Genomic DNA, 25,148 nt, shown 5'->3' with positions numbered 1-25,148 from the left:
CTCAATCACGCTGCGGCGGTTTCCGCAGCCACATCCCGGATTTTGCCAACCATGGCTCTCAGGCCGTTGCCCCGTGTGGGCGAGATGTGGCGGAACAGATCCAGTTGTTCGAACAGCTCGTCGATGTCCGTGGCCAGCAGGTCCCTGGGAGACTTGCCATTCAGGGCCACCAGGATAATGGCGGCAAGGCCGCGAACGATGATGGCGTCAGAGTCAATCAGCAGGTACAGCTTGCCACTTTGCTCATCGTAATGATGGATCAGCCACACCTGGCTCTGACAGCCGTGAACGTAATTCTCTTCCCTGCGCTCGTCGTCCGGAAATGCAGGTAGCTGCTTGCCAAGGTCGATAATGAACGCGTAACGCTCTTCCCAGTCGTCCAGGAATTCAAAGCCATCGAGGACGTCTTCGAGGGTGGTGTCTTTCCCGAGCGGATTGTTCAAAAACTCCTGTTCAGCGGCAGTCATTACAGCATCCCCAATTCAAGCTTGGCTTCGTCGGTGAGCATGTCATTGTTCCAGGGTGGATCGAAGGTCAGTTCGACGGTCACCTTGTCCACATTGGGTACATGCTCAAGCTTGGTCTTGACGTCTTCAGTGATCACCGGGCCCATGCCGCAGCCGGCGGCCGTGAGTGTCATCTTGACGTACACATGGTTGCCGTCTTCCGTGCCATTCTGTATTTCACACTCGTAGATCAGGCCCAGCTCCACCACGTTGACCGGAATTTCCGGGTCGTAGCAGTTGCGCATCGCTTCCCACACCTGGTTTTCGTTCACCGTACCGTCTTCGGGGGTGTCGAAGCTGCTTTCAAGGGGCTTCTTGCCCAGTGCATCGGCATTGTGGCCTTCAATACGAGCGAGGTTGCCGTTCACGGCCACGGTGAAGCTACCACCGAGTGACTGTGTGATGGTGACGAAGGTGTCCGACGGAATCATGATTTCGGTTCCGGCGGGCACCAGGCGCGCCTCTACTTCGCGTTTGGTCAGGACCACTTCCCGTTCTTGCATGCCTTAATGGGCCTCGTATTCGCTATCTGGTTTGTCGGGTTCAGGCGACTGTAAAGCTCTCGCCACAACCGCACTCTGCCGTCGCATTCGGATTCCGGAACTGGAACAGGGAGTTCACCCCTTCGGTCACAAAATCAATTTCAATGCCGTTCACCAGAGGCAGGTGCTCTTCCTTTACAAAGACGTCCACACCGTCGATGTGAAAAACCTTGTCGTCCGCTGCGGCTTCTTCCACCCACTGGGTTTCATACTTGAAGCCGGAACAGCCGCTTTTCTTGATCGCCAGGCGGATACCTTTCGCCTCAGGCTTCTTGTCCAGTTGTTTGCGTACGTGTTTCACCGCTGTCGGGGTCATGGTGACCGCCACGGTTGGTGTGAAGACTTCGGCTGTCATATTTCCACCTCCATCAGGCAAACAGACGCTGGATTTTCTGCAGGGCAGTGAATAATTGTTCCACTTCCTCCAGCGTATTGTAAAACGCAAAGGACGCCCGGGCTGTACCGGGAACCCCGTAAAAGTCCATCAGCGGCATGGCGCAGTGGTGGCCAGTGCGAATCGCGATGCCCTGCTGATCCAGCAGTGTTCCTATATCACTGGGGTGCAGGCCGGCGATTTTAAAGGACATGACCGGCACCTTTTGGCTGGCCGTACCGATGATTTCCATGCCCGGGACCGACTCGACCAGTTCGTTGGCGCGGGTGAGAAGCGCGTTTTCCGCCGCTTCCATGCCATTGCGATCCAGGTTGCCCAGATAATCAATGGCCGCGCCCAGGCCGATGGCCTCGGCAACCGGCGGTGTGCCGGCCTCGAACTTGTAAGGCAGCACGTTCCAAGTGGTGCGCTCGAACGACACCCGCTCAATCATTTCACCGCCACCCTGGAACGGGGGCATTTCTTCCAGCAACTGGGCCTTGCCGTACAGCACGCCAACGCCCGTCGGGCCGAACAGCTTGTGGGACGAGAACACGTAGAAATCACAGCCCAGAGCCTGTACGTCCGGCTGGAAATGCGGCACCGCCTGTGCGCCGTCGATAACGGTGATCACGCCGTGAGCCTTGGCCTGCTCAATCAGCGGTGCAATCGGGTTCACCGTGCCCAGGACGTTGGACACGTGCGTCAGTGCCAGTACCCGGGTGCGGTCGCCCAGCAAACTATTGAACGAGTCCAGATCCAATTCACCCTGTGGAGTGATCTGGATGGGAACCACCTTCGCGCCCGTGCGCTCGGCCACCATCTGCCAGGGCACGATGTTGGCGTGATGTTCCATATGGCTGACGAGAATTTCGTCACCAGGCTTGAGGCGGCCGGCCAGGCCATTGGCCACCACGTTGATGGCCTCGGTGGTGCCACGGGTCCAGATAATCTCGCGGGTGCTGTCAGCGTTCAGGAACGCGCGAACCTTCTCCCGGGCGCCCTCGAAGGCGCTGGTGGCGCGGTCGCCAAGCGTGTGGGCGCCCCGATGGACGTTGGAATGCATTTCCCGGTAATAGCGATCCATGGCGTCCAGCACGGCGATGGGCTTCTGTGACGAAGCGCCGTTGTCCAGATACACGAGGGGCTTGCCGTTGACCTGCTGATCAAGAATCGGAAAGTCCCGGCGAATGGCCTCGACGTCGAACGCCGCAGTGCCCGCCTTTTTGGCCATGGAAAGGTCTGTCATAACCGGTCAGGCCTCCTGAAACGTCTGATCGAAAAATTCATTCAGCCGGAGCTGGGCAGCGTCTTTGACCGCCTGAACCGGAATCTGTTCAACAAGTTCGTTAATAAAGGCCATTGTCAAAAGGGTATTGGCCTCACGGCGACCGATGCCGCGGGATACCAGATAGAACAGGGAAATCCTGTCGAGCTGGCCGATGGTGGCACCATGGGCGCATTTGACGTCGTCCGCGTAAATCTCCAACTCGGGCTTGGTGTCGATTTCGGCGCCGGTGGAGAGCAACAGGTTCTTGTTGTTCATGTTCGCGTTGGACTTCTGGGCATCCTCGTGGATATGGATGCGGCCATTGAACACCGCGTGGGACTCGTCTGCAGCGATATTGCGATAGGTTTCCTCGCTGTCGCAGTGAGCGGCCACGTGTTCAATGGAGGTATGGTTGTCGTAGTGCTGTTTGCCCTGGGTGACAACCACGCCGTTCAGTTTGCACTCACCGCCTTCGCCTTCCAGCCGAACCTGCAGGTCATGGCGACGCAGTGGTCCGCCGAAGCCCACGCAGTGGCTCTCGAAGCGGGAATTGGCGGCCTGGCGAACACCGGTAGCCCCGATGTGCTGTACATTTTCGCCTTCCATGACCAGCCGCACATTCGTGACCTGGGCTCCATCTGCCAGTACAAACTCGGTGACGGTATCCACCATGACCGGCTCCTCGCCACTGGAGAGGTATTCCTCTACCACCGTAATCTGGCTGTGACGCGCGGCATCCACATAAATGCGCGGGTACGCCGAGCCGGAAGCTGTGCCGGTCACTTCGTGCACGATGAACAGCGGCTGATCGAGAACCGCTTCCTTGTCCAGCTGGATGTACAGGCCGTCTTCAAAGCGAGCGGAGTTCAGTCGCGCCATCTGTACGGCACGGGTGTCCAGCGTGTTGTCCAGGCGTTCGGCCAGGGCCGCGGCCTCGTCATCGTCCAGATCGGCGAAGCGTTGAATGCGGATGCCATCCAGGTCCGGAAAGTCCGAGGCCTCCGGAATCATCACGCCGTTGTGGAACACCACGCGATAACCGGGAATCGACAAGCTGCAGCCGTCCTTGCCGGTTGCGGGCAGGGTGGTGGCCAGTTCGTCGGTCAGCTTCAGGTGCCGGCTGGAGTATTTCCAGTTCTCGGTTTTGCGGGTGGGCAATGGCATATCCACCAGTGCCGTGCCCCGCTGTTTGCGCAGTTCAAGCAACGGCTCGGGCAGCGAATGCCCGCCCGGCTCAAGGAAGGCGCTGGAAATGGTTGGTGCTGGTTTCATTCCACGGCCTCCTTAGCTGGCTGCACTGGGGGTGGCTTCTTCGTCTTTCACGCCGAGCCAGCCGTAGCCACGCTCTTCGAGCTCGAGGGCCAGCTCGCGACCCCCGGATTTGACGATCCTGCCACCGGCCAGTACATGAACATGGTCTGGCACGATGTGGTTCAGCAGACGCTGGTAGTGAGTCACCATCAGAATGGCACGGTCTTCGGCGCGCAGGGCGTTTACGCCCTTGGAAACCACCTGCAGGGCATCAATGTCGAGCCCTGAGTCTGTCTCATCCAGAATGGCCAGCTTTGGCTGCAGCAACAGCGCCTGAAGAATCTCATTGCGCTTCTTCTCGCCCCCGGAGAAGCCTTCGTTGACACCGCGCTTGAGGAACGCCGGGTCCAGGTCCACCTGTTTGGAAACCTCTTTGGCCAGCTTCATGAACTCCGCGGCGTTCATCTCCGGCTCGCCACGGTGTGTGCGCATGGCGTTGACGGCGGTACGCAGGAACTGCAGGTTGCTGACGCCGGGAATCTCCACCGGATACTGGAACGCCAGGAAAATACCTTCACGAGCCCGCTCTTCGGTTTCAAGGTCCAGCAGGTTCTCGCCGTTCAGGCTGATTTCGCCCTGGGTTACCTCAAATGTCTCATTGCCTGCCAGCACCTGGGACAGGGTGCTCTTGCCTGAGCCGTTGGGGCCCATGATGGCGTGAACTTCCCCGGCCTTGATCTCCAGGTTGATGCCCTTGAGGATCTCTTCACCCTCAACGGATGCGTGCAGGTTCTTGATGCTTAGCATTTCTGGCGTCTCTCTATAATCTGAAAACTGGAATCTGAAAATCTGTATATGAGCCTGGGCTTAACCAACGGACCCTTCAAGGCTGACTTCAAGCAACTTGCCAGCTTCCACGGCGAACTCCATCGGCAGCTCCTTGAACACCTCTTTACAGAAGCCGTTCACAATCATGGAAACCGCCTGCTCCGGGTCGATGCCACGCTGGCGGCAGAGGAACATCTGCTCGTCGCTGACCTTGGAGGTGGTTGCCTCGTGCTCAACGATGGCCGACTTGTTCTTGCTCTCGATGTAAGGGAAGGTGTGGGCGCCACAGCGGTCGCCGATCAGCAGCGAATCACACTGGGTGTAGTTACGTGCACCTTCCGCACCCGGGCCGAACTTCACCAGCCCGCGATAGGCGTTGGAACTCTTGCCGGCGGAAATGCCCTTGGAAATGATGGTGCTGGACGTGTTCTTGCCCAGATGAATCATCTTGGTACCGGTATCCGCCTGCTGGTAATTGTTGGTCAGTGCCACCGAGTAGAATTCGCCCACGCTGTTGTCACCGCGCAGCACGCAGCTCGGGTACTTCCAGGTGACGGCAGAGCCGGTCTCAACCTGGGTCCAGGAGATCTTTGAGTTCTTGCCAATAGCGGCGCCACGTTTGGTGACGAAGTTGAAGATGCCGCCTTTGCCATTCTCATCGCCCGGGTACCAGTTCTGCACCGTGGAATATTTGATCTGTGCATCGTCCAGGGCCACCAGTTCAACAACGGCAGCGTGAAGCTGGTTTTCGTCGCGCATCGGCGCGGTGCAGCCTTCCAGATAACTGACGTAGCTGCTGTCCTCGGCGATGATCAGGGTGCGCTCGAACTGCCCGGTATTGGCCGCGTTAATGCGGAAGTAAGTGGACAGTTCCATGGGGCAACGAACACCCTTGGGTACGTACACGAACGTGCCATCTGAAAACACGGCGGAGTTCAGGCCCGCGAAAAAGTTGTCGCCTGCAGGAACCACAGAGCCCAGATACTTTTTCACCAGTTCCGGGTAGTCCTGAATGGCCTCCGAAATGGAGCAGAAGATTACGCCAGCCTTGGCCAGCGGCTCCTTGAAGGTGGTCGCCACGGAAACGGAGTCGAATACGGCGTCAACAGCTACGCCGGCGAGCTTTTCACGCTCGTGTAGGGGAATGCCCAGTTTCTCGTAGGTCTTGAGCAGCTCAGGGTCGACTTCGTCGAGGCTCTGGGGCATGTCTTCCTTGCGCTTGGGCGCGGAGTAATAGGAAATCGAGTTGTAGTCGATTTTCGGGTAACCCACGTGTGCCCAGTCCGGCTCGTCCATTTCCAGCCAGCGACGGTAGGCCTTCAGGCGCCATTCCAGCATCCATTCCGGCTCTTTCTTGATGGCGGAAAGGCGGGCAATGACGTCTTCGTTCAGGCCGGGCTCGAACGTGTCGGCTTCGATGTCTGTTACGAAACCGTGTTCGTATTCCCGTTTGATCAGCTCGTTCACCTCTTTATCGGTGGTCGCCATGATCGTCGCTCCGTATTCTCTCATCTCGGGCCTTGCAGCCCCTGGTGTCGCCGGTAGTCTCGTGTTCAGGGCTGCCGGGCGGATGTCATAAATTCATGCGTCGCAGTGATCGCCCCAGATCTGGGTGCGCCCTGCAATCGGTTTTTGGATGACGGATTGGGTGCGGCCCTGTTGAAAATCAAGGGCAATATCCGTTTCTTCTGGTGAGTGAGTATACAATACCAGAGTAAAATAGTCAGGTATTAAATTGCGCGTGTCGTGATTATACCTTAATCGACCCTTGTGGCACTAAGGGTGCGGTAATCGGGTCGATAGCCCGGCTCTTTGTGCTATTAGGCGGAGTGTGTCTTCCTGTCTGCGACTAAAGCCCAATATGGTTATTTTCGGCTAACATGTGTACGCTGACCAGCGCAGGTAAAGCGTGCCTGCAGGGAATGATCAGGAGACCGTGACATGCACTCAGAACCGATGAAGCCCCGCGCGGCTATGGCACCGTTCAGTGCGCGAGTGACTTCGTTGATTGCCGGGCATCTGGAGCGAGGTCGGGTAGGGGTGGAGGCTGTTGCCTCTCAACTGCACATGAGCCGGCACACGCTCCATAAAAGATTGAAAGAAGAAAATCTGACCTTTGCTGCGTTGCTTGAGGACATCCGGCGTGAACGGGCGCTGGCCTACCTGAAGGATCGCAGTAAGCCCCTGGTGGAAATCGCTGAACAGCTCGGGTTCTCCGAACTCAGTGCTTTCAGCCGTGCGTTCAAACGCTGGATGGGTAAATCGCCAGGAGCCTACCGCTCGCGGGTTGCTTAAGGAATATTGAAAACGCCGGGGCCGCAAATTCGTGCGTACCCCGGTGGTTTGCTGCCGGGTGGTCAGGCTTTCTTGAAGATCAGCGTGCCATTGGTGCCGCCGAAGCCAAAGCTGTTGCTCATCACCAGGGGCAGATCCACGTTGTCCTGCCGTTCCCGCACGATGGGGTAGCCTTCGGCGCCTTCATCCAGGTTCTCGATATTGGCTGACGGAGCAATAAAGTTCCCCCGCTGCATGATCAGGCTGTAGATGGCCTCGTGCACACCGGCTGCGCCCAGAGCATGGCCGCAAAGTGGCTTGGTTGAGCTCAGTGGCGGTATCTTGTCGCCAAAGGTTTCCTTCAGGGCTTTGAGTTCGGTGACATCCCCCGCTGGCGTGCTGGTGCCATGGGTGTTGATGTAGCTGATCTCGCCATCGATGTTTTTCATCGCCTGCTGCATGCAGCGAATGGCGCCTTCACCGCTGGGCGCCACCATATCGGCGCCGTCAGAGGTTGCGCCGAAGCCCACCAACTCGGCCAGGATGTTGGCTCCGCGAGCTTCCGCATGCTCCAGGGCTTCCAGTACCAGGATGCCGCCGCCGCCAGAGATGACGAAACCGTCCCGATCCCGATCGTAGGTGCGGGAGGCTTTTCCGGGGGTGTCGTTGTATTTGGTGGAGAGCGCACCCATGGCGTCGAACATCAGGCTCAACGTCCAGTGGATGTCTTCACCGCCACCGGCAAACATCACGTCCTGGCGGCCCAGGGCAATCATATCGGCGGCATGGCCAATGGAATGGGCGCTGGTGGCGCAGGCTGAGGTGATGCCGTAGTTGATGCCGGTAATGCCAAATGCCGTGGCAAGAGAGGCGTTGATAGCGCTGCCCATGGTGCGGGGCACACGATAAGGTCCTACCCGGCGGATGCCTTTCTCACGGTGGGTGTCGATGGCGTCCATCAGCTCCACCGTTGATGCACCGCCAGCGCCGGTAATGACGCCGGTAGAGTTGGCGCGGATATGCTCTTCTGTCAGCCCGGCTTGTTCAATGGCTTCTTTCATCGCCAGGTAGGTGTAGCCGGAGGCCGGGCACATGAAGCGCATCAGTTTGCGGTCGATCAGTTCCGGCAGATTCAGGTCAATCTGTCCGCATACATGGCTGCGCAGACCGTTGTCCTTGGCTTCCTGGCTAAAGCCAATGCCAGGAATTGAATCCCGCAGGGACCGGGTTACTTCGTCTTGATTGGTTCCGAGGCTGGAGACGATTCCCATGCCTGTAATAACAACACGACGCATTTAATGGCTCCTAGAAGTCATCCGTAGAATTGAACATGCCGACCTTCAGGTCTTTGGCGGTGTATATTTCCCGGCCATCCACTTCCATACGGGCATCGGCAATGGCCATGGTGAGCTTGCGGCGGATGACCCGTTTGATGTCGAGGTGATACCGAACGAGTTTGTTCGTGGGTAGCACCTGGCCGGAAAACTTCACCTCACCGCTTCCAAGCGCGCGCCCCTTGCCTTCACCTCCGGTGGCTGCCAGGAAAAAACCCACCAACTGCCACATGGCGTCCAGGCCCAGACAGCCTGGCATGACCGGATCGTCCACAAAATGAACCTTGAAGAACCAGAGGTCCGGGTTGATGTCCAGCTCCGCAACGATGCTGCCTTTGCCATAGAGCCCGTCGGTTTCGCTGAAATGGGTAACGCGGTCCATCATCAGCATTTCATTGATGGGCAGTCGCATCTTGCCGGGGAAGAGCGTGCCTTGTCCGCAGGCTTCCAGATCGGCCTTGGTAAAGTGATCAGGGGTCATAATGCCAGTGTTCCTGTTACAAAATGGTTTCTTATACTTTAGCTGGTATTACCGCTAAGGCTATTGACCATTGGTTGCAGTTTGCAGTCGGGCACAAATTTTCTGTGACGATTTTTCACTTCGCCATGGCGACGCCACCCTGGCCAACGACTCCGGAGGTCAGCGCCCCCCGGATTTCTCGGATACCTGCTTCGTCAGTTCCTGCAACTGTTGCTGAACCGCCTTTAACTGGCGTGCGATCTCGTCCCGTTCATCGTGGGCTTTTTGGGCCTGCTCCGCATTCTGTTCCTCACTCATGACTTCCAGGATAGCCCCGATCATCATGTTGAGGAATACGAAGGCCGTCAGGAATATGAACGTCAGGTAGTAGAGCCAACTGAGCGGGTAGGATTCCATCGTGGCATACATCACATCCGTCCAGTCCTCGAAGGTTGCCACCCGGAACAGAGTAAGCATGGCTATGGCGACATCGCCCCAAAGGGTCTCGTCCACGTCGGCAAAGAACATTGAGCCCATGGCCGCATAAATGTAGAAAATGATAAACATCAACAGGGCGATGTAGCCCATGCGCGGGATGGCTTTCAGAAGAGAGTTGATCAGGAAGCGCAGCTCTGGCACCACAGAGACCAGGCGCAACACCCGGAACACACGCAACAATCGACCAAGCAGCACGGCGTCGGAGTTGTCCAGGGGGATGAGGCTACCAACCACGACCAGTGTGTCGAACAGGTTCCAGCCGTCCATCAGAAAGCGTTTCTTATTGGGGCAGGCAGCAAAGCGGAACAGGATTTCTATCAGAAAAAATACGGTGATGGCGCTGTCCATCACGCTAAGGGAACCCTCCACCAGTGGCGGAAGCTCATAGGTCTTTGCGCCAATGGTGAGCGCCGACAGGATGATAATGCCGATAACCACGCTCTGGAAGATCCGGCTGGACTCTATGCGGCGCAGTTGTTCGAATCCGGTTGTAGGGCTTGGTTGGGCAGACATGGGAAAACAGCAACTCCATAACGATCGCGGAGCCTGAATTCTAAAGGGAGTAGGGCGGATTGGGTAGCGGGAACTTTGCTCAGGCGTTGGCGAGTATGATCCGCCACTGCTCTTCAGTAACGGGCATCACCGACAGGCGGTTGCCACGCCTGATCAATGCCAGACCCTCAAGCTCTGGCAGGGACTTGATTTCATCCAGTGGGATCAGTCGTGGCAGTTTTTTTTCAAAGGCCATATCCACGGCCTGCCAGCGCGGTTTTTCCGGTGTGCTTTTGGGGTCGTAGTAGGGCGAATCTTCCCGGAACTGGGTCGGGTCCGGATAGGCGGAAGTCACGACGCGGACAATCCCCGCCACGCCAATGTGTTTGCAGCTGGAGTGGTAAACAAACACGTCGTCCCCCTCGGCCATTTCCCGCAGGAAATTTCGCGCCTGATAGTTGCGCACTCCGTCCCAGGGGATGGTCTGATCCTTTGCGTTCTCAAAGTCATCGATGCTGCATTCGGACGGTTCGGTCTTGACCAGCCACTTTGCCATCGCTCGGCTCCCGACATGGTGAGGTTATACAGTATAACCAAAATCCGGCTCGTCTGGCCGTTATGGCACGGTCACGCTGTCACAGGGTATGGGGCAGGACGCCGTAGTAGATTGCGCTGAAGTGCAGGGCGCTGCCGCCGATGACGAACAGGTGCCATACCGCATGCATGTAGGGAATGCGGTCCGCGAGGTAGAAGCCGACGCCGGCTGTATAGACCACGCCACCCGCGATGGTCAGGTAGAGGGCTGTCTCGCTGATGCTCGCTACCAGGTCCGATGAGGCGAAGGTGATCAGCCAACCCATGGCAATGTAGATACCTACACGTGCCAGTTTGAAGCGGTTCTGGAAGATGACTTTCAGAACCACGCCGGTAGCCGCCAGGGACCAGATGATGGCAAACAGGGTCCAGCCGCTGGTACCGCGCATGTTGACCAGCAGGAAAGGGGTGTAGGTGCCGGCGATCAGCACGAAGATGGCGCAGTGATCCAGGGTCTTGAACAGCGCTCGCATCCGGGGATGGCGAGCACCATGGTAAAGCGCCGATGCCAGGTAAAGCATGATCAGGGACGCGCCAAAAATGCTGAAGCTTACAACCTTCCAGACATCACCCAGTTGGCTGGCCGCGACGATCAATGCAACCGTGCCGATCACGCTAAGAAGGGCGCCGAGGCCGTGGGTGGCACTGTTCAGCCATTCCTCGATACGGTGATGGACGGATTCTTCGGGGTTCTCGCGAGCTTTCATGGGTACCTGGTTCGGTTCTGTCATGCCGCTACGGTACTTCAGCGTACAGGTGTACGCAATAGACGAAGTGTGACGTGTTGTTCAGCTCGAACCTGTAATGACACTGTTCGATGGATTATCCCGAGCTGCGGCCGTTGCCGGACGCCTTTTTCAGCCTTGAGAAGGTTGCCGGCACCACGCCCAGCCACGACGCCAGCTGGTTGTCCGGCACCCGCTTGATCAGCTCGGGATACTCGTCCAGCAACAGCCGGTAACGCTCTTGGGCCGGCATGGTTTGCTTGCGGAACTCCCTCATGCTGGTCAGCTCGGCGACTTCCTCCGTCAGCACAATGGCGAACTTTTCCCAGGCGCCATCCCCCTGTGCCTGGACTGCTGCCCGGAACGCGGAAAAATCGGCCACCCAGAGTGTTGCGGGGGTAACGGCTGTGAGGCACAGGGTGTTGCGGGAAGTTCGGCTTCTGCCAAAGACAGGCCAGATCAGATCCCCTTCCGTGAAAAAATGGTGGATGGCCACCTTTCCCGCCAGTGATTCCCGGAACAGTCGAAGCACACCGTGCTGGATCAGGTACACGTTACCCCAGGGGCGGTTGTGTCGCTCCAGATCGGTTTCAGCGTCCACCCGGCATTTCTGGAACAGTCCGCCCAGTTCACTGACGAAGCGCTGTTGGGGGTTGTCGCTGTCGTTGCTCAGATGAATGCCAAAGCAGTGGCTGAGCCCACTGAGTAACGCATGGGACTCCGGCGCGGGCTCATGCCAGATAATATCCCGGTGTCGCTCTGCCAGCATGCAGGGGGGCGATGAGCTGGCAATCGGTTCCTGTTTCATGGGAGCACCTTGGCTGAGTCGGTTGTCGGAGTTTGGCATCTGGATAGGTACATTCAAAATAAATTAAACCAGTTTGTCTTAGCGGCTGAATCAATATTCCTGCTGGTGTTAAACTCGGTGCCTTTCTTGCCCTGTACCGGAGTCAGCATGGCCGCGGCCCTCGCACTGTTCTACAAACTGCTCCCCCTGTATATCACGGTTGCCCTGGGTTGGGTTGCCGGGCGTTATCTTCAGGCCAGCGGTAAACACATCGCCGGTATCATGCTCTACATTGTAACGCCCTCTGTGGTGTTTTCCGGCGTTATGGCGGCACCGCTCTCGACGGAAGTGATCCTGTTGCCACTACTGGTTTTTACGCTGTGTTCGGTGCTCGGTTTTGCGCACATGAGGATTGCCCGCGGAATAATCTCGGACGGCAGTGCCAGTCTTATTCCGTTGTCGGTGGGCACGGGCAATACCGGTTATTTTGGCATACCGGTGGCATTGCTGCTGTTTGGTCAGGAAGGACTGGCGCTTTATATCGTGTGCATGCTGGGTACGACGCTGTTCGAGAATTCCGTGGGCTTCTATCTGGCCGCCCGGGGACGGTACAGCCTCAAGGATTCCCTCGTGAGGGTGGCGCGGCTGCCTTCGGTCTACGCCTTTATGTTGGCGGTTGTGCTGAACCTGAACGGATTTTCCATCCCGGATGTTTTCACGCCGCTTTTCGACAACCTTCGTGGGGCCTACAGCGTCCTCGGCATGATGATTATTGGCATGGGGATTCTCAGTTTTCGCGGGCTGGCGGGCAACCCGCGTTTTACCGGCCTGGCGTTCTTCGGCAAGTTCGTGTTCTGGCCGCTGGCAGCCATCGTGCTCTGGTGGCTGGATGCCCGTTTCTTCGGTATCTATAACCTGGCCGTCTACCAGGCGATTTTCCTGATTTCCATAACGCCCATTGCCGCCAATACGGTGGTCATAGCCACGCTGCTGGACACCGCGCCAAAACAGGCCGCCGGCACTGCCTTGCTGAGCACCTTGTTTGCCCTGGCGTTTATTCCGGTGATGGTGGCCCTGGTTATGCCGTAACCCGGGGAGCGGTGCGTAAGGTGAACAAGCCCGCTATCAGGCCGGTGAGCGCGCCAAGCCAGTGGGATTGGACGATGACATGGCCCCCAATCAATGGGTTTTCGCCAACCGCCGGGTATAGAAACACCTCCGTTGCCATCTTCAGCAGAATGAATGCCAGTATGGTGATGCTCCAGCGGGTATCCGTTTTGATATTGAACAAGGCCGTAAACACCAGAAGCCCATGAAGACAGCCTGAAAACCCCCGATACCAGTCAACCTCGGGCGCCGCCAGAAACAGGCCTGAAGAGATGGCGAGAGGGGAGAGAATCAGGTAGCTTATCCAGCTCGGCAGGGGGGGATGCCTTGTGAACAACAGGCCGGTTACCAGTAGCCCCGCCAGGTTGAGTAGCAGGTGGTTCGGGCCCAGGTGGGTCCAGTGGCCGGTGAGCAGCCGCCAGTACTCGCCGCCAGGAATACCCTCACGAGACCATTCCAGAGCGCTTGCCGGCCACAGGAATGCAGCCGCCAGCAGCGCTGCCAGTACCGTGAATCTCGGCCAGTAAGGGAACAGTTGTGGTGATCGTGTGTGTGTCATAAATACACGGCGTTACGCAAAACGCCTGGTGCCCTGTTTGCGAAGTGATTAGATTTTGTGCACCCCCTTTAAACAACAAAACAGGGATGTTCAATGCAGTTCAAGTTTATACAGGTTGTTGCGGCCATAATCACCCTCATGCTCCTTGCTGTAACCCCTGTGGTTGCGGACACCAGCACGGCTCGTGATATCTGGATCGACGGCCATGATTACGCGGCGGTGTTGGAGGAGAACTTGCGGGTGGACAACACCCGGGATTCCGACCTTGCCGGCACTCACTATAAAGGGCACTTCCCGGAAGACCCGGACAGTTGGGTGAGGGTTTCCCGCCTGGACAGCGGTTGGGAAGGCTTGGCGTACGTTTTCGGGCGTATGCATGCCATCGGCGATGCCCCTCGTGCCAGTCGCGTGACCAGTTTTAGTACCAGCCAGTTGGAGGCGCCGCAGTGCGGTCTTGATCATCTCCATGGCCGAACATTCATCACTCCGCAAAGCTTGACCGGTCGTGCCATGGCGCAGGCGGTCTCCGCCAGTTACGACACACTCTGCGCAAACAAGGTAGACGGCGCCTGCTTGATGCTGGAACTTGAGCTGGCATTTGACCAGCAGTTCCAGGATCGCTTCCCGGGCGACTTCCAGGGCCGTGCAGGAGCCATACTGAATATGGTGGAGGGCTTCTACGCCGATCAGTTCGGGATTGTGTTCGATACCTTATCGCTGACGTTCACCGGGCCGGGGACGTTCGACAGCACCACGGATGCGGGAACCCTGCTGGACGACGTAACTGCCCGGAGAGGCAGCCGAATTTTACCGTTCCTGGAAAGCGAACGGTCGATATTTCACCTGATCAGCGGTCGCGATTTTGCTGGCTCCACGGCAGGTCTGGCGTGGGTTGGTACGGTGTGTTACTCGCAAGGCTATGCCTCCGGTATTACCAATGCTTATAACTCTAACGCAACCACTGCGGTTGTGATCGCCCACGAGATCGGCCATAACCTGGGTGCAAGCCATGACTCGCCAGATAACGGGTGCGATGAAGGCGTAAATATCATGAGCCCTTATGTGGTGTCCTCGGCCACGCAGTTCTCCCAGTGCTCCGACGATGCCATTACCAACAGGATTTCCCAGCTAAGTTCGGTCGAACAATGTTTTAACTTCCCGGCGGATGCGGGGCTCACCGCCGTCTCCGGAAACCCGAGTGAGGTTCAGGCTCAGTCGTCGTTTCAGGCGCATTTCGACATTGCGTATCGCCGGGCTGCCGAGCCAGCAGACGGCCTTGTCGTTGCAGGGGCTATCGGTGATCAGGAGGGGCGCTTGCTGGGCGTCAGTGTAGGTGGCGCAGCCTGTACCTTGCTGGGCACCGATGCCTATGACTGTGGTGAAATACAGGCTAGAACGGGGCTTCAGCTCAGCGTTCACGCGGTTGCCGGCGATCGCCCGACTTTCAGTTTGCTGCAGAATGTGAGTCTGGCCAGCAACAGCGGTGACGTTAAGGATATCCGGCCGATAAACGATTCGATACTGACGGAAATTGCGGTTACCGACAATGAGTCTGGGACGACGGGAGATCCGGACGACGCTGAACCGACATCAGGCACGCCGGAAGCCACCGGCTCGGATTCCGGAGGCGGTGGTGGCGGTGGTTCCGTTTCCTGGTGGTGGCTTGTGGCCGCAGTATTCGCGGCAGGCCTTCGTGGTCAGGGCCGTGTGGGCCAGCCAGTACGAGTTATCGGACTTCCGGGCTGGCGGAACTGACTGACGCCTGTTTGGCGCCTTCAATATCCTTCCGGGCATGACGCACTACGCTGACACCCGCGGTAATAGCCAAGCCGCCCATGATGGTCGCCACGGCCAGGTCAGGCCACGCGGTGCCAGTACCAAATACCCCCAGGGCGGCCACCATGACAGCGACATTGCCGATAGCATCGTTGCGACTGCACAGCCACACCGAGCGCATGTCTGAATCGCCATCCCGGTAACGGAACAGTATCAGTGCCACAACGACGTTTGCCACCAGTGCCATAAGGCCCACGACCCCCATGGTCAGCGGCTCCGGTGTGATGCCGCTCTGAAGTACCCAGATGGCCCGGGCGAGTACGATGACACCGAAAACGGCCATCGTAATACCTTTCACCAGGGCGGCCCGGCCGCGCCAAAGCATACCCATGGAAAGTACGGTCAGGGACAGCACGTAGTTGGCGCTGTCGCCAAAGAAGTCGATGGCATCGGCCATCAACGACACCGACCCGGATTGAAGGCTTGCGATGCCTTCCACCAGAAACATTGCAAGGTTGACCCAAAGCGCAATCCACAATGCCTTTCGAAAGCCTGGAGCGGGGGATTTTGGGTTGGGGGCGGAGCAGCTACTGCAGGCCATGAATACCTCCTTATGTGAGACTGTATTCATTAAAAACCCTGTAGCTACTACAGAGTCAAACCTCGTCGCGAAAATGGTGTTCAGCGAGAGCCGTGAGTGCCGGGAATATGGTTGTGGTTGCCGGAGGACGCTTCATGGGCCGGCTCCGAAGTCAGTCCGCCGAGGATGCCGCACTCGCTGACTGTACGGCCTTCGGAGCAGGCATGCTGCAGTTGTTCAAGGGTATCTTCCAGGCTTTCAAGCTCCTGCAAACGCTCGCGTACATGGCTGAGGTGCCGAGCCAGAAGGGCATCCACCTCACTGCAATCAGAGTCCGGCTGGTCGGCCAGGCGTATGAGCTCCCGGATTTCGTCCTGTGCCATATCCAGGTTACGGCAACGTTTGATGAACAGCAGGCGATCAAGGTGGCTTTGCCGGTATTGGCGATAGCCACTGGCCAGGCGGTCGGGTGCCGGCACCAGCCCGATTTTTTCGTAGTAGCGAATGGTTTCTACCGGAATGCCTGTGGTTTTCGAGATTTCGCCAATTTTCATGGTTGTTCGCCTGCCGTTTGTCCGCCAAGACCGTTATGGGTTCTTGACCGGCTTCAATGGTTCCAGATTTTTCCGGTTGGCCAGAAATTCAGGCCGTGGTTTATTGCCACAATAAGGCTCTTCCAGAGTATTGTGAATGCTGTTGTAAACGAAAAACAGGTTGCTTCGCGGCCAGCACGACATATTCACGTTGGAACCATGCAGCGTGTTGCACTCGAAGATGATCAACGACCCCGGTGGGCCCTTCGGTGCCTCAATGGCGTTCTCGTCCATCAACCGGGTCAGACTGGCTGCGTCTGGAACCCCGAGATCCTGGCTCTTGAGGGATTCTTTGTAGTTGTCCTCCGGCGTGCGACCGACGCAGGGGATAAAATACTTCTGGGAACCCGGAATCAGCATCAACGGGCCGTTGAACTCGTTGTTGTCCGTCATCACGATGGAACAACTGAGGCTGCGCATGCGCGGCATGCCATCCTCGCTGTGCCAGGTTTCGAAATCGGAATGCCAGTTGAACCCCTTGCCTTTGAAACCGGGCTTGTAGTTGATCCGCGACTGGTGAATGTAGACCTCGCTGTCCAGCAACTGACGCACGATGTTGAGCAGGTGAGCATCACGGGTCAGCCGGTCAAAGCGTTCCGAAATGTCATGAATGCCGAAGATGGATCGAATCTCCTCCTTTCCGGGCTCAAGGATGGTGCCCTCAGACAACTTGAGGTCGTCATCGTCCTCGTAGTCTTTAAGCTCTTTGATAAACCCGTCCATCTCGTCCTTGGAGAAGAAGGAATCAAAAAACAGAAACCCCCTCTCATCGAACTCTCGCACCTGTTTGGCGGATAGTGGGCCGTCCGACAGGCGCTCCGAAGGGGTGTGTACCACAGGATCCAGTCGCTCAAACATGCCCAGTTTGCGTTCGAGGCGTGTCGGAAACAGGTCTTGTGGGCGTGCCATATGTGTCCTCCTTATTGCGTAGGTAACCTGATCCGTTGGGGTCTTAAGATGTATTTCAACCGTTGATATGGAGGAGACCCTTGAAACATCTTCGAGCGAGGCCGCAGTTTGAAAAGTCCACTACCAACCCAACCGGCCATGGGTAGTGGTCCTTTGAACAGTGAACGTTGATTGCTGAGGATCAGACGGTGGTTGTTTACGTGTTTTTTACGCTTTACGGGTGCCCAACTCCTTTTCATGCTTCTACTATGGAAGGTTAGGAGCGTTCAGGGGAGGAAAGGTATGCGGTTGCCGTTATCAATCAGAGTGTTGTTACTTTTGGTTCTTCCGGGGTTGGCTGCCTTGCCGGGTGCCGCCAATGGTGCTTTTCGCTGTGGCTCGTCACTGGTGGACGTCGGCGACTGGCCAGTGGAGGTTGAAGAGCGCTGCGGTGCGCCGGATTACGTAGCGACCTACCCAACGGCCACCGTTCCCGGAATAGGTGTTGTGGGCGAAGTCGAGCATTGGTACTACAACCCCGGCCCACAGGGATTTATTCGCCGCCTTGAATTCAGGAATGGCAAGCTCCGGCATGAGCACAGCCTGGGCTATGGCTTCGCCGGCGACAGTGCCGGTGACTGCTCTCCGGCGCGGCTGCAAAGCGGGCTCAGCGAATTCGAAATGGTGGCCTATTGCGGTGAGCCGCTTTCCCGGCGGGTCACCTGGGAACCCGTTGGCCGTGGATCAACGGTCGCCGGTCACTACCGTGCCGATCAACTGGTGCCTGTGGAAGAGTGGCTGTACGAGACTGGAAAGACCCAGTTCCGCCGCATCGTCAAGTTGCGTAATGGGCGGGTGGTTCACGTGGAGACCGCGAAGAAACCAACGGGAAACTGATTATGGCCCGATTCAGCGATGGACTGCCCGCACCCTCGGTATTGATGTTTGACTGGCATGGCACGCTGGTGGATACGCACGACGCCATGTTCAGCGCCATGGAAGAGATGCTGCCGCAGCTGGAAGACCTGGGCCTGGTGGACCGGCTGCTGCCCGAGGACAAATGTCGCACCTCAGACGATGCTCGCCTGGTCCGTTACATACGGATCTTCAGGCGGCTGCACCCGCGCATTCTGGCGGAACGGCGGGTATCACGAACCGATATCTTCAACGCCATCTTTGGCGACGATAAAGACGCCAAGCTGATTGCCCATAAAGCCTACAATGATTGTTACCGGAAATACTTCGGCAAGGTGCGGCCCTTCCAGCAGGGCGCCTACGAGTACCTGACCGCCATGAAGGAAATGGGCATCCAGCTGGCGGTGTCCACCAACCGCAACCGGGAGTTCCTGGACAAGGAGCTGAGCATGGTGGACGAGGGGCGCTGGAGCAACCTGTTTGACGCTACGGTGTGCGCTGACGATGTCACCGAGTACAAGCCCGACCCGGAAGTGATTACCCGCGTGCTGGAGAAACTGGGGCTGCCAGTCGACGAACAGGCCTGGTATGTGGGCGATAGCTACGTGGATATGCTCACGGCCAACCGTGCCGGGGTATCGGGTGTTTTCTACAATGGCGCCTGTTGGGAGCCGGATCGAATTGACAGTTGGTTCAGTTATCGCGACGCTCCGGCCGCCATACTGGACAGCTTCGAAGACCTCATAGACCTGTTGGCGTTGCTGGAGCGACATCAGCCAAAGGCGTTTCGGGCCACTCCGGCGGAAGTCCGGCCACGGCCCTATCCTCGGCCGGAACCGCCACAGCCCCGCATTGAGCCGGATTGGCATCCTGCCGTTGTCAGCCTGATCCGCCCGTCGGTGGTGTTGTTCGACTGGCACGCCACGCTGGTGGATACCCTGGACGCCATGTATCACGCGGTGGATGATATGTTCCCGGAATTCGAGGAACTGGGCCTGGTCAGCCGTATGCTGGCGCCGGAAGACAGCAAGACACCGGAAGACGCTCGGCTGGTGGCTTACGTGCGGGAGTTTGCCAAGCTTCACCCCAAGGTTCGGGCCGACCGCAAGATTTCGCGCACCGATATTTTCGAGGTCTTGTTCGGGGAGGATCAGGAGGCCAAGCAGATCGCCCACAAAGCGTTCAATCGTCACTACCGCGAGCACTACGGCACGGTGAAAGCCTTTGAGCCGAAGGTGCGGGCCGTTCTTGAGGGACTTCGGCGGATCAATATTCAGGTGGGTGTTATTACCAATCGTGACCGGGAATTCTTCGAGCATGAGTTGGCCGCCGTAGAGGACACCGGTTGGACGCATCTGTTTGATGTGGACGTCTGTGGAGACGACACGCCGCTGAGAAAACCTCATCCCGATCAGCTTTATCTTGCCGTGCAGAAGCTGGATTACCCGCCAGACCCGAGCGTCTGGTACGTAGGTGACAGCACCACAGACGTGATAGCCGCCAAACGCGCCGGCATGACGGCGGTGTTTTTCAACGGTGCGCAGTGGGATTTGCCCTGGCTGAACCGGATCTTTCCGGGCACTCACAAGCATCCGGATAAGCCGGATGTGGTGGTCAATGACTTTTCGGAATTCTGGGCGCTGGTGCTGGCCTGCGAAATCGGCCCGCCGTAATCTCAGTGAGGCCGGCTGTTCGCCAGCGCCTCTTCGATGTCGAGTCCAAGGGAGATAACGCCCTTTGGCAGCTTGTCGGTAATGGGCCCAACGGGGGCGCTGACCGTCACCTGAAAGCGGGACGTCGAGGCATCGTATCGAATGTCCGAAAGGTACATGGCCTCCAGCCCGGTTAAGCCGGAGCGGATGTTTGATACGACAGCGCTGAACTTTGGCTCATCCCCCTGCCAGTAATCCGAGGTAAGTTGGCTCATGGCGACCAGAGTGCCCATGTTATTGGAGAGCAATGCCTCGGTGACCAGTTCCGGGTGAGTAAGCGTCCAGGCATTCAGAGTTCGCGATCCCGGCAACTCAAGTATGGTAGTGGCAAGGTCGGTTGCCTTTTCCGGTGCCCGTGCCTGCCACATGCTGTCGAAGGTCAGTACGTCCGCCAGGGTTTCGAGGCGTGGGCCGGCATCAATGGCTTGTTGCAGGTCCAGCATGCTGTCGAGCTCGCTGAACAGCCGGTCCGCCAATTGCCTTATGCGCTTGTCCTCCTCTGCGGAGAGTGTAATCTGCCCCTCCATGCACCCGGGTAGATAGCGGTTAAAGCTTGAGATGAAGCCCGGGTTGTTGGCGCTGAAATTCTCGCTCATATACAGATACAGCGGCGCGTAGCGAAGAAAGTGTGCGTTCAACTCGTTGTAACCCGTACCCTCCATGTGTTGCAGGCCACTCATGGTTCGCTCATCCATCAGAGCGGCGTCAATTCGCCCGCGCCTGAGCAGGGCTGGCAACTGGCTTGGTGATGACACGCTCAGAAAAATGTTATAACCATTGGCTTCGAGCCAGGCTTTCTCGTTGCTGCCGTCGACAACGCCGATACGGGCGGTGTCTGGGATGGGGCCGGGTTCTGTGTTGAAAAGGTACCACTTCTCCAGCGATACCGGGTCACTTCTTTTTGCCGTGATATCCAGCTCTGTGGACGGATCTATGGCAAAGTATCCGTCAATGAGATTGCGGCTGAGTGAGTGCGCAGCCCGGTTCTGGGGAGCGAGCCGAATGTTCGTGGACCAGCCGGCCTGGTTGGCCGCGCAGGTCACGGTATCTACGGTTTCGCCAACCACATTCGCTACGCCATCCGCTGTCTGTGCAGACATCTGGTAAGGCGGGGATTCAAATGTGTAGAGAGTGAGTGTGGGAGGCCCGGCGTGGCACACGGAAACAGCTAGGGTGCCGAGTACGCTCAGGGCCATAGGCCGAAGATCCATGATGACCGTGTCATCCCTTTTGTTGACAATGCTGACTGAAGACTAGCATTTGGATGTGGGTTTTGCCTTACTTTGTCTGACAGCGGCCCGACAAAGTTCAGGCATCTCCCCGCTCGAATGAATAACAATAAAGGCTTATGAATGTCTGATGTAAAAACATCGATTCTGGTTGTTGACGACGACCTGGCAATCCGTGAGTTGTTGCATGAGCACCTGTCTCGTGTCGGCTACGATGTCATGACCGCGGCCGAGGGCGACAGTATGCGCCGCACTCTGTCAGAGGCACGGGTCGATCTGATTGTCCTTGATGTCATGTTGCCGGGCGACGATGGCTTCACGCTGTGCCGTGAGATTCGTGAGCACTCACAGGTGCCGATCATCATGCTGACCGCGAGCTCGGACGAAACCGACCGTGTGGTCGGCCTTGAAATCGGTGCCGACGACTACCTGGCCAAGCCCTTCAGCGCCCGGGAGTTGCAGGCCCGGGTCAAGGCACTGTTGCGACGCTCCGGGTTCAATCGTGCGGACAATCCCCGGTTCGTATGCTTTGATCGCTGGCGGCTGGACACCCAGGCCCATGAGCTTATCTCGGACCAGGGAGAAGTCACTCCGTTGTCCGGCGCGGATTTTTCGTTGTTGCAACTGTTCCTGGCACACCCCAATGAAGTCCTGGACCGTGACACCATTTCCGGCGTTACCCGGGGGCGGGAGTCCATGCCGCTGGACCGGGTGGTGGATGTGGCGGTCAGCCGCCTGCGCCAGCGCTTGGGAGACCAGGGGCGGAGCCCCAGGCTGATCAAGACGGTGCGAGGGGCAGGGTATCTGCTGGCGGCAACGGTGACCCATGGCGCGGAATAACGAGGGAGCCATAGAAACCGGCCGCAAGGTCTGGCGTCTTGTGCCTTCGTCGCTTCTCGGGCGCATTCTGTTGCTGACTCTGCTGGCAATGGGCGTTGCCCAGATCGCCTCCAGCGTGATCTGGGTGGGCACATTTCGCGCCCAGCAGGTGGAGGGCCTGGTCAGCACCACCCGCAACCTGGCCTCATCAGCGGCGGCAACAACGCAGTTCTTCAAGTCCCTGCCACTGGAATACCGGCATATTGTGCTGGACCAGCTGCGGGATATGGGAGGCTCCCGCTTTTTTGTCTCCCTCAACGACAAACACATCGATATGCGTGCGTTGCCTGACAGTGAACGCAAGCGGCTGGTGACAGACGAAGTCGTGGCGGTGTTGAAAAGCCGGTTGGGCAAATCGATAAATCTGCACGTGGAATTTGTTCACCCCGATGACCTGCGAATACTGAATACCCAGTTGCCATTGGATGCGTTGCCGAAATCCTGGGCCCACTATGCTTTGACGCTGGAACCCATCAAACCGCCCGTTCTGGTGACTCAGGTGGAGATTGCCACAGGAGAGTGGCTGTACCTGGCTTCGCTGTTGCCGGCGCCCTATGTCTCTCTGGATGATGAAAGCATCCCGGGCCAGCAGATCGTGTTTATCCTGGTGATGATAGGGGTTCTGTTCCCGGTGCTGGCCTGGCTGGTGCGTCGCCAGACCCGACCATTGCACAAGCTGGCCAGGGCAGCGCGGGACCTGCCGCTGGATGAACACCGGTCACCATTGAGAGAGCAGGGTAGTGCGGAAATTGTGGCGGTAACCCGTGGCTTCAATACCATGCATCGGCGGCTACAAAGTTACATCAGCGACCGGGATCAGCTGTTCCGCGCAATCTCCCACGATCTGAAAACCCCGATAACCCGGCTTCGCCTGCGCGCCGACCTGATTGACGATGCCGACATTCGCGAGCGATTCGAGAGCGACCTTCAGGAGCTGGAATTGCTGGTGAAGGGGGCCTTGCAGGGTATGAAGGACACCGACATCCATGAAAACGTGGAGTTGGTCGATATTGACGGCATGTTACGGAGAATGGCGGAAGCGTATGGAGGAGAGAGCCCGCGGGTGGTCGTGGAAGGAAACTGCGCGGCTTATCGCGGCAAACCACTGGCGCTCAAACGATGCCTGGGTAACCTGGTGGACAATGCCGTCAAGTATGGGGACTCTGCGACCATCAGTGTGGAGGACTCCCCAGAGCAGTTGACGATCCACGTCCGGGATTACGGGCCGGGTATTCCGGAGGCCGAACTTGGACGGATTTTCGAGCCCTACTACCGCCTGGGTCAGGAACACCGGCGAGGGCATGGGCTTGGTCTCGGCATAGCCCGTAACATTGCCCAAAGCCATGGTGGCGACCTTGAAATCGCGAATTGTCCAGGCGGTGGCCTGGACGTCACCCTCACGCTGCCCCGACATTGAGGTGGCATGTAACAACCGTGTTACATCGGCCTTTCAGTTTGATACGTTCCTCCCCGAGGTATTGCCATAGACTCCGATATTGCTAATACAACAAAAACAAGGAGTCATTATGAATACCCATAAAACGTATCGTTCTGCCCTGATCCTGGGCGCCAAGCCTCTTCACAGACTGACAGCCGCCGTAGGCGTGGCGTCGTTGGGGTTGTTTGCCGGCCAGGCGCATGCCCAGGAGAGCGTGGAAGAACGCTTGTCCGCCCTGGAGCAACAATTGGCTGAGGTCGAACCCCATGCCAAGGGTGAGCAGGGCTTCTCCTTCAACACCTACGCCCGTTCGGGCCTGCTGCTCAACAGCGATGGTAAAAGTGCCCCCGGCGGACCCTACCTGACCCCCGCCGGCTCTGTTGGTGGGGCCGTGGGTCGGCTGGGTAACGAGCCGGACACCTATCTCGAGGCCATCCTCAACTACAAAACCGTGGCGGAAAACGGCACCAAGGCTCACTACCGCCTGATGATTGCCGACGCTACAACCTCCAGCAACGACTGGACTGCTGATGATGGCGCCCTGAACGTGCGGCAGGCCTATGTCCAGTTCAGTAACCTGGCCAGCTTCACGGGTATCTTTGAGGACGCCTCGATCTGGGCCGGAAAGCGCTTTGATCGCGACCTGGATTTCGACATCCATTGGCTCGACAGCGATATCGTCTTCCTGGGAGGCACCGGCGCCGGTATCTATGACGTGACGTTCAGCGAGTCAGTGACATCCAACTTTTCCTTCTATGGCCGCAGTTTCCTGGACTTCCCCTCCGACCCCACCACCACTGACGGCACTTCCGACACCGACAACCTGATTCTTACCGCCAATAACTATTTCGGTAACGTTGAGTGGCTGATCAGCGGCATGTCCGCTGCGGATAACGACGAGCGCATCGTCAATGGTGTTATGGAAGCGGCCGACACCGGTGTGCATACCATGCTGGCCTACCACGGCGACAGCTTCTTCGGACTCTCCGATGGCAGCTTCAAGGTGGCGCTGCTGCATGGCCAGGGGCTTGGCGCGGAGGTCAAGAACATTGGTGCCGATGGCAACCTGCATGAAGATGCCGCCAGCACACGAATCGCCGCCTACGGCACCACCCGACTGGGTGATAGCTGGCGCATTGCCCCGGCGATCATGGCGGAAACCAGCAAAGACCGTTATGTGGAAGGGGACGAGTACCAATGGTTGACCTTCAATACCCGCCTGGCCAATGAGCTTGGCGCCAACTTTGAAATGCAGTACGAAGCCTCCTGGCAGGTGATGGACCTGGAAACCGAAGGCTTCGAAGGCCGTGGTGATGTGGATGGCGACTACGCCCGCTTTACCATTGCACCGACTTTCAAGCCCCAGGTAGGCGGCTTCTGGAACCGCCCGGAAATTCGGGTTTTTGCTACCTACTCCACCTGGGATGACGAGCTCAACCGCTACGACGGTGGCGATGCCCTGGGGCAGGAAGACTTTGGCGGAAGCCAGTGGACCTTTGGTACCCAGATGGAAGTCTGGTTCTAAGCCTGACAAACGT

Annotated in this window: 26 protein-coding genes; 8 read left to right on the top strand and 18 right to left on the bottom strand. The window is 57.8% G+C overall.

What is annotated here, in order from left to right; genetic code table 11:
- Nucleotides 1-5 precede the first annotated feature (5 nt).
- From AAGD24_RS16445 to sufB, 7 genes are read right to left on the bottom strand one after another with little or no spacing between them, the layout of a single operon-like run.
- Nucleotides 6-467, bottom strand: coding sequence for a SufE family protein (locus AAGD24_RS16445; protein WP_007153381.1), 462 nt, complete (start codon nucleotides 465-467; stop codon nucleotides 6-8).
- Nucleotides 467-1,009 (bottom strand): putative Fe-S cluster assembly protein SufT, encoded by a 543-nt coding sequence (sufT, locus tag AAGD24_RS16440; protein WP_007153380.1) that lies wholly within the window; start codon nucleotides 1,007-1,009, stop codon nucleotides 467-469. Before sufT ends, AAGD24_RS16445 begins: the two co-directional genes overlap by 1 nt.
- A 40-nt stretch (nucleotides 1,010-1,049) precedes the next feature.
- A complete protein-coding gene (locus AAGD24_RS16435) occupies nucleotides 1,050-1,403 on the bottom strand; it encodes an iron-sulfur cluster assembly accessory protein (protein WP_007153379.1) in 354 nt (117 codons plus the stop codon).
- 13 nt (nucleotides 1,404-1,416) lie between these two features.
- Nucleotides 1,417-2,670 carry an aminotransferase class V-fold PLP-dependent enzyme gene (locus AAGD24_RS16430; protein ID WP_286748961.1) on the bottom strand — a complete coding sequence of 418 codons (1,254 nt, stop codon included), beginning with the start codon at nucleotides 2,668-2,670 and terminating at the stop codon, nucleotides 1,417-1,419.
- A 6-nt stretch (nucleotides 2,671-2,676) separates the two neighbouring features.
- Nucleotides 2,677-3,963, bottom strand: coding sequence for a Fe-S cluster assembly protein SufD (gene sufD / locus AAGD24_RS16425; protein WP_085679189.1), 1,287 nt, complete (start codon nucleotides 3,961-3,963; stop codon nucleotides 2,677-2,679).
- Between the two features lie 12 nt (nucleotides 3,964-3,975).
- The gene (gene sufC, locus AAGD24_RS16420; protein ID WP_007153376.1) at nucleotides 3,976-4,749 is read right to left on the bottom strand and encodes a Fe-S cluster assembly ATPase SufC; all 774 of its coding nucleotides are present in this window, start codon (nucleotides 4,747-4,749) and stop codon (nucleotides 3,976-3,978) included.
- 60 nt (nucleotides 4,750-4,809) lie between these two features.
- Nucleotides 4,810-6,258, bottom strand: a complete 1,449-nt coding sequence (gene sufB / locus AAGD24_RS16415; protein WP_075194399.1) for a Fe-S cluster assembly protein SufB — start codon at nucleotides 6,256-6,258, stop codon at nucleotides 4,810-4,812.
- A 453-nt stretch (nucleotides 6,259-6,711) separates the two neighbouring features.
- On the opposite strand from sufB, the gene AAGD24_RS16410 reads away from it, so the two are divergent.
- Complete coding sequence (locus AAGD24_RS16410) at nucleotides 6,712-7,065, top strand: helix-turn-helix transcriptional regulator (protein ID WP_041334002.1); 354 nt, start codon at nucleotides 6,712-6,714, stop codon at nucleotides 7,063-7,065.
- A gap of 62 nt (nucleotides 7,066-7,127) precedes the next feature.
- On the opposite strand, the gene fabB is transcribed toward AAGD24_RS16410, so the two are convergent.
- The 6 genes from fabB to AAGD24_RS16380 form a co-directional block, all read right to left on the bottom strand.
- The gene (gene fabB, locus AAGD24_RS16405) at nucleotides 7,128-8,339 is read right to left on the bottom strand and encodes a beta-ketoacyl-ACP synthase I (protein WP_085679192.1); all 1,212 of its coding nucleotides are present in this window, start codon (nucleotides 8,337-8,339) and stop codon (nucleotides 7,128-7,130) included.
- A gap of 10 nt (nucleotides 8,340-8,349) precedes the next feature.
- Nucleotides 8,350-8,859, bottom strand: a complete 510-nt coding sequence (gene fabA, locus AAGD24_RS16400; RefSeq protein WP_007153372.1) for a bifunctional 3-hydroxydecanoyl-ACP dehydratase/trans-2-decenoyl-ACP isomerase — start codon at nucleotides 8,857-8,859, stop codon at nucleotides 8,350-8,352.
- A gap of 159 nt (nucleotides 8,860-9,018) precedes the next feature.
- Nucleotides 9,019-9,849 carry an ion transporter gene (locus tag AAGD24_RS16395; RefSeq protein ID WP_041334003.1) on the bottom strand — a complete coding sequence of 277 codons (831 nt, stop codon included), beginning with the start codon at nucleotides 9,847-9,849 and terminating at the stop codon, nucleotides 9,019-9,021.
- A 79-nt stretch (nucleotides 9,850-9,928) separates the two neighbouring features.
- Complete coding sequence (locus AAGD24_RS16390) at nucleotides 9,929-10,384, bottom strand: EVE domain-containing protein (protein ID WP_379865710.1); 456 nt, start codon at nucleotides 10,382-10,384, stop codon at nucleotides 9,929-9,931.
- Nucleotides 10,385-10,463: 79 nt separating this feature from the next.
- Complete coding sequence (locus AAGD24_RS16385; RefSeq protein ID WP_081899296.1) at nucleotides 10,464-11,153, bottom strand: hemolysin III family protein; 690 nt, start codon at nucleotides 11,151-11,153, stop codon at nucleotides 10,464-10,466.
- Nucleotides 11,154-11,244: 91 nt separating this feature from the next.
- Nucleotides 11,245-11,955 carry a Crp/Fnr family transcriptional regulator gene (locus AAGD24_RS16380; protein ID WP_085679204.1) on the bottom strand — a complete coding sequence of 237 codons (711 nt, stop codon included), beginning with the start codon at nucleotides 11,953-11,955 and terminating at the stop codon, nucleotides 11,245-11,247.
- A 147-nt stretch (nucleotides 11,956-12,102) separates the two neighbouring features.
- Between AAGD24_RS16380 and AAGD24_RS16375 the strand changes: the two genes are divergently transcribed.
- The gene (locus tag AAGD24_RS16375) at nucleotides 12,103-13,023 is read left to right on the top strand and encodes an AEC family transporter (protein ID WP_379865708.1); all 921 of its coding nucleotides are present in this window, start codon (nucleotides 12,103-12,105) and stop codon (nucleotides 13,021-13,023) included.
- Here the strand turns inward: AAGD24_RS16375 and rrtA are convergent.
- The gene (rrtA, locus tag AAGD24_RS16370) at nucleotides 13,013-13,600 is read right to left on the bottom strand and encodes a rhombosortase (RefSeq protein WP_127401852.1); all 588 of its coding nucleotides are present in this window, start codon (nucleotides 13,598-13,600) and stop codon (nucleotides 13,013-13,015) included. The two genes, AAGD24_RS16375 and rrtA, sit on opposite strands and share 11 nt — an antisense overlap.
- A 93-nt stretch (nucleotides 13,601-13,693) precedes the next feature.
- On the opposite strand from rrtA, the gene AAGD24_RS16365 reads away from it, so the two are divergent.
- On the top strand, nucleotides 13,694-15,355 hold the full coding sequence (locus AAGD24_RS16365) for a M12 family metallo-peptidase (protein ID WP_228210152.1): 1,662 nt from the start codon (nucleotides 13,694-13,696) through the stop codon (nucleotides 15,353-15,355).
- Here the strand turns inward: AAGD24_RS16365 and AAGD24_RS16360 are convergent.
- From AAGD24_RS16360 to thpD, 3 genes are all read right to left on the bottom strand, one after another.
- Nucleotides 15,327-15,977 (bottom strand): cation transporter, encoded by a 651-nt coding sequence (locus tag AAGD24_RS16360; RefSeq protein ID WP_041334016.1) that lies wholly within the window; start codon nucleotides 15,975-15,977, stop codon nucleotides 15,327-15,329. The genes AAGD24_RS16365 and AAGD24_RS16360 overlap by 29 nt on opposite strands.
- A gap of 80 nt (nucleotides 15,978-16,057) precedes the next feature.
- Nucleotides 16,058-16,510 (bottom strand): Cd(II)/Pb(II)-responsive transcriptional regulator, encoded by a 453-nt coding sequence (gene cadR, locus AAGD24_RS16355; protein WP_085679212.1) that lies wholly within the window; start codon nucleotides 16,508-16,510, stop codon nucleotides 16,058-16,060.
- A gap of 33 nt (nucleotides 16,511-16,543) precedes the next feature.
- A complete protein-coding gene (gene thpD / locus AAGD24_RS16350; RefSeq protein ID WP_036208857.1) occupies nucleotides 16,544-17,458 on the bottom strand; it encodes an ectoine hydroxylase in 915 nt (304 codons plus the stop codon).
- 282 nt (nucleotides 17,459-17,740) lie between these two features.
- Between thpD and AAGD24_RS16345 the strand changes: the two genes are divergently transcribed.
- A complete protein-coding gene (locus AAGD24_RS16345) occupies nucleotides 17,741-18,334 on the top strand; it encodes a DUF2845 domain-containing protein (protein WP_036208860.1) in 594 nt (197 codons plus the stop codon).
- Nucleotides 18,335-18,336: 2 nt separating this feature from the next.
- Nucleotides 18,337-20,025, top strand: a complete 1,689-nt coding sequence (locus tag AAGD24_RS16340; protein WP_228210153.1) for an HAD family hydrolase — start codon at nucleotides 18,337-18,339, stop codon at nucleotides 20,023-20,025.
- Nucleotides 20,026-20,027: 2 nt separating this feature from the next.
- Here AAGD24_RS16340 and AAGD24_RS16335 read toward each other — a convergent pair whose 3' ends face one another.
- Nucleotides 20,028-21,275: an ABC transporter substrate-binding protein gene (locus AAGD24_RS16335; protein ID WP_228210154.1), complete on the bottom strand. Its 1,248-nt coding sequence runs from the start codon at nucleotides 21,273-21,275 to the stop codon at nucleotides 20,028-20,030.
- Between the two features lie 141 nt (nucleotides 21,276-21,416).
- On the opposite strand from AAGD24_RS16335, the gene AAGD24_RS16330 reads away from it, so the two are divergent.
- The 3 genes from AAGD24_RS16330 to AAGD24_RS16320 all read left to right on the top strand — a co-directional run bounded on the left by AAGD24_RS16330 (nucleotide 21,417) and on the right by AAGD24_RS16320 (nucleotide 25,135).
- Nucleotides 21,417-22,133 (top strand): response regulator, encoded by a 717-nt coding sequence (locus tag AAGD24_RS16330; RefSeq protein ID WP_075194409.1) that lies wholly within the window; start codon nucleotides 21,417-21,419, stop codon nucleotides 22,131-22,133.
- Nucleotides 22,120-23,589, top strand: a complete 1,470-nt coding sequence (locus AAGD24_RS16325; protein ID WP_379865705.1) for an ATP-binding protein — start codon at nucleotides 22,120-22,122, stop codon at nucleotides 23,587-23,589. Before AAGD24_RS16330 ends, AAGD24_RS16325 begins: the two co-directional genes overlap by 14 nt.
- A 109-nt stretch (nucleotides 23,590-23,698) precedes the next feature.
- Nucleotides 23,699-25,135 (top strand): carbohydrate porin, encoded by a 1,437-nt coding sequence (locus AAGD24_RS16320; protein WP_379865703.1) that lies wholly within the window; start codon nucleotides 23,699-23,701, stop codon nucleotides 25,133-25,135.
- The last annotated feature ends 13 nt before the right edge of the window (nucleotides 25,136-25,148 follow it).

It is taken from the genome of Marinobacter sp. M5B (genome assembly GCF_042604615.1).
Lineage (GTDB): Bacteria > Pseudomonadota > Gammaproteobacteria > Pseudomonadales > Oleiphilaceae > Marinobacter > Marinobacter salarius.
The sequence above is the reverse complement of the archived record's forward strand: the minus strand, read 5'-3'. Positions and strand labels throughout refer to the sequence as shown.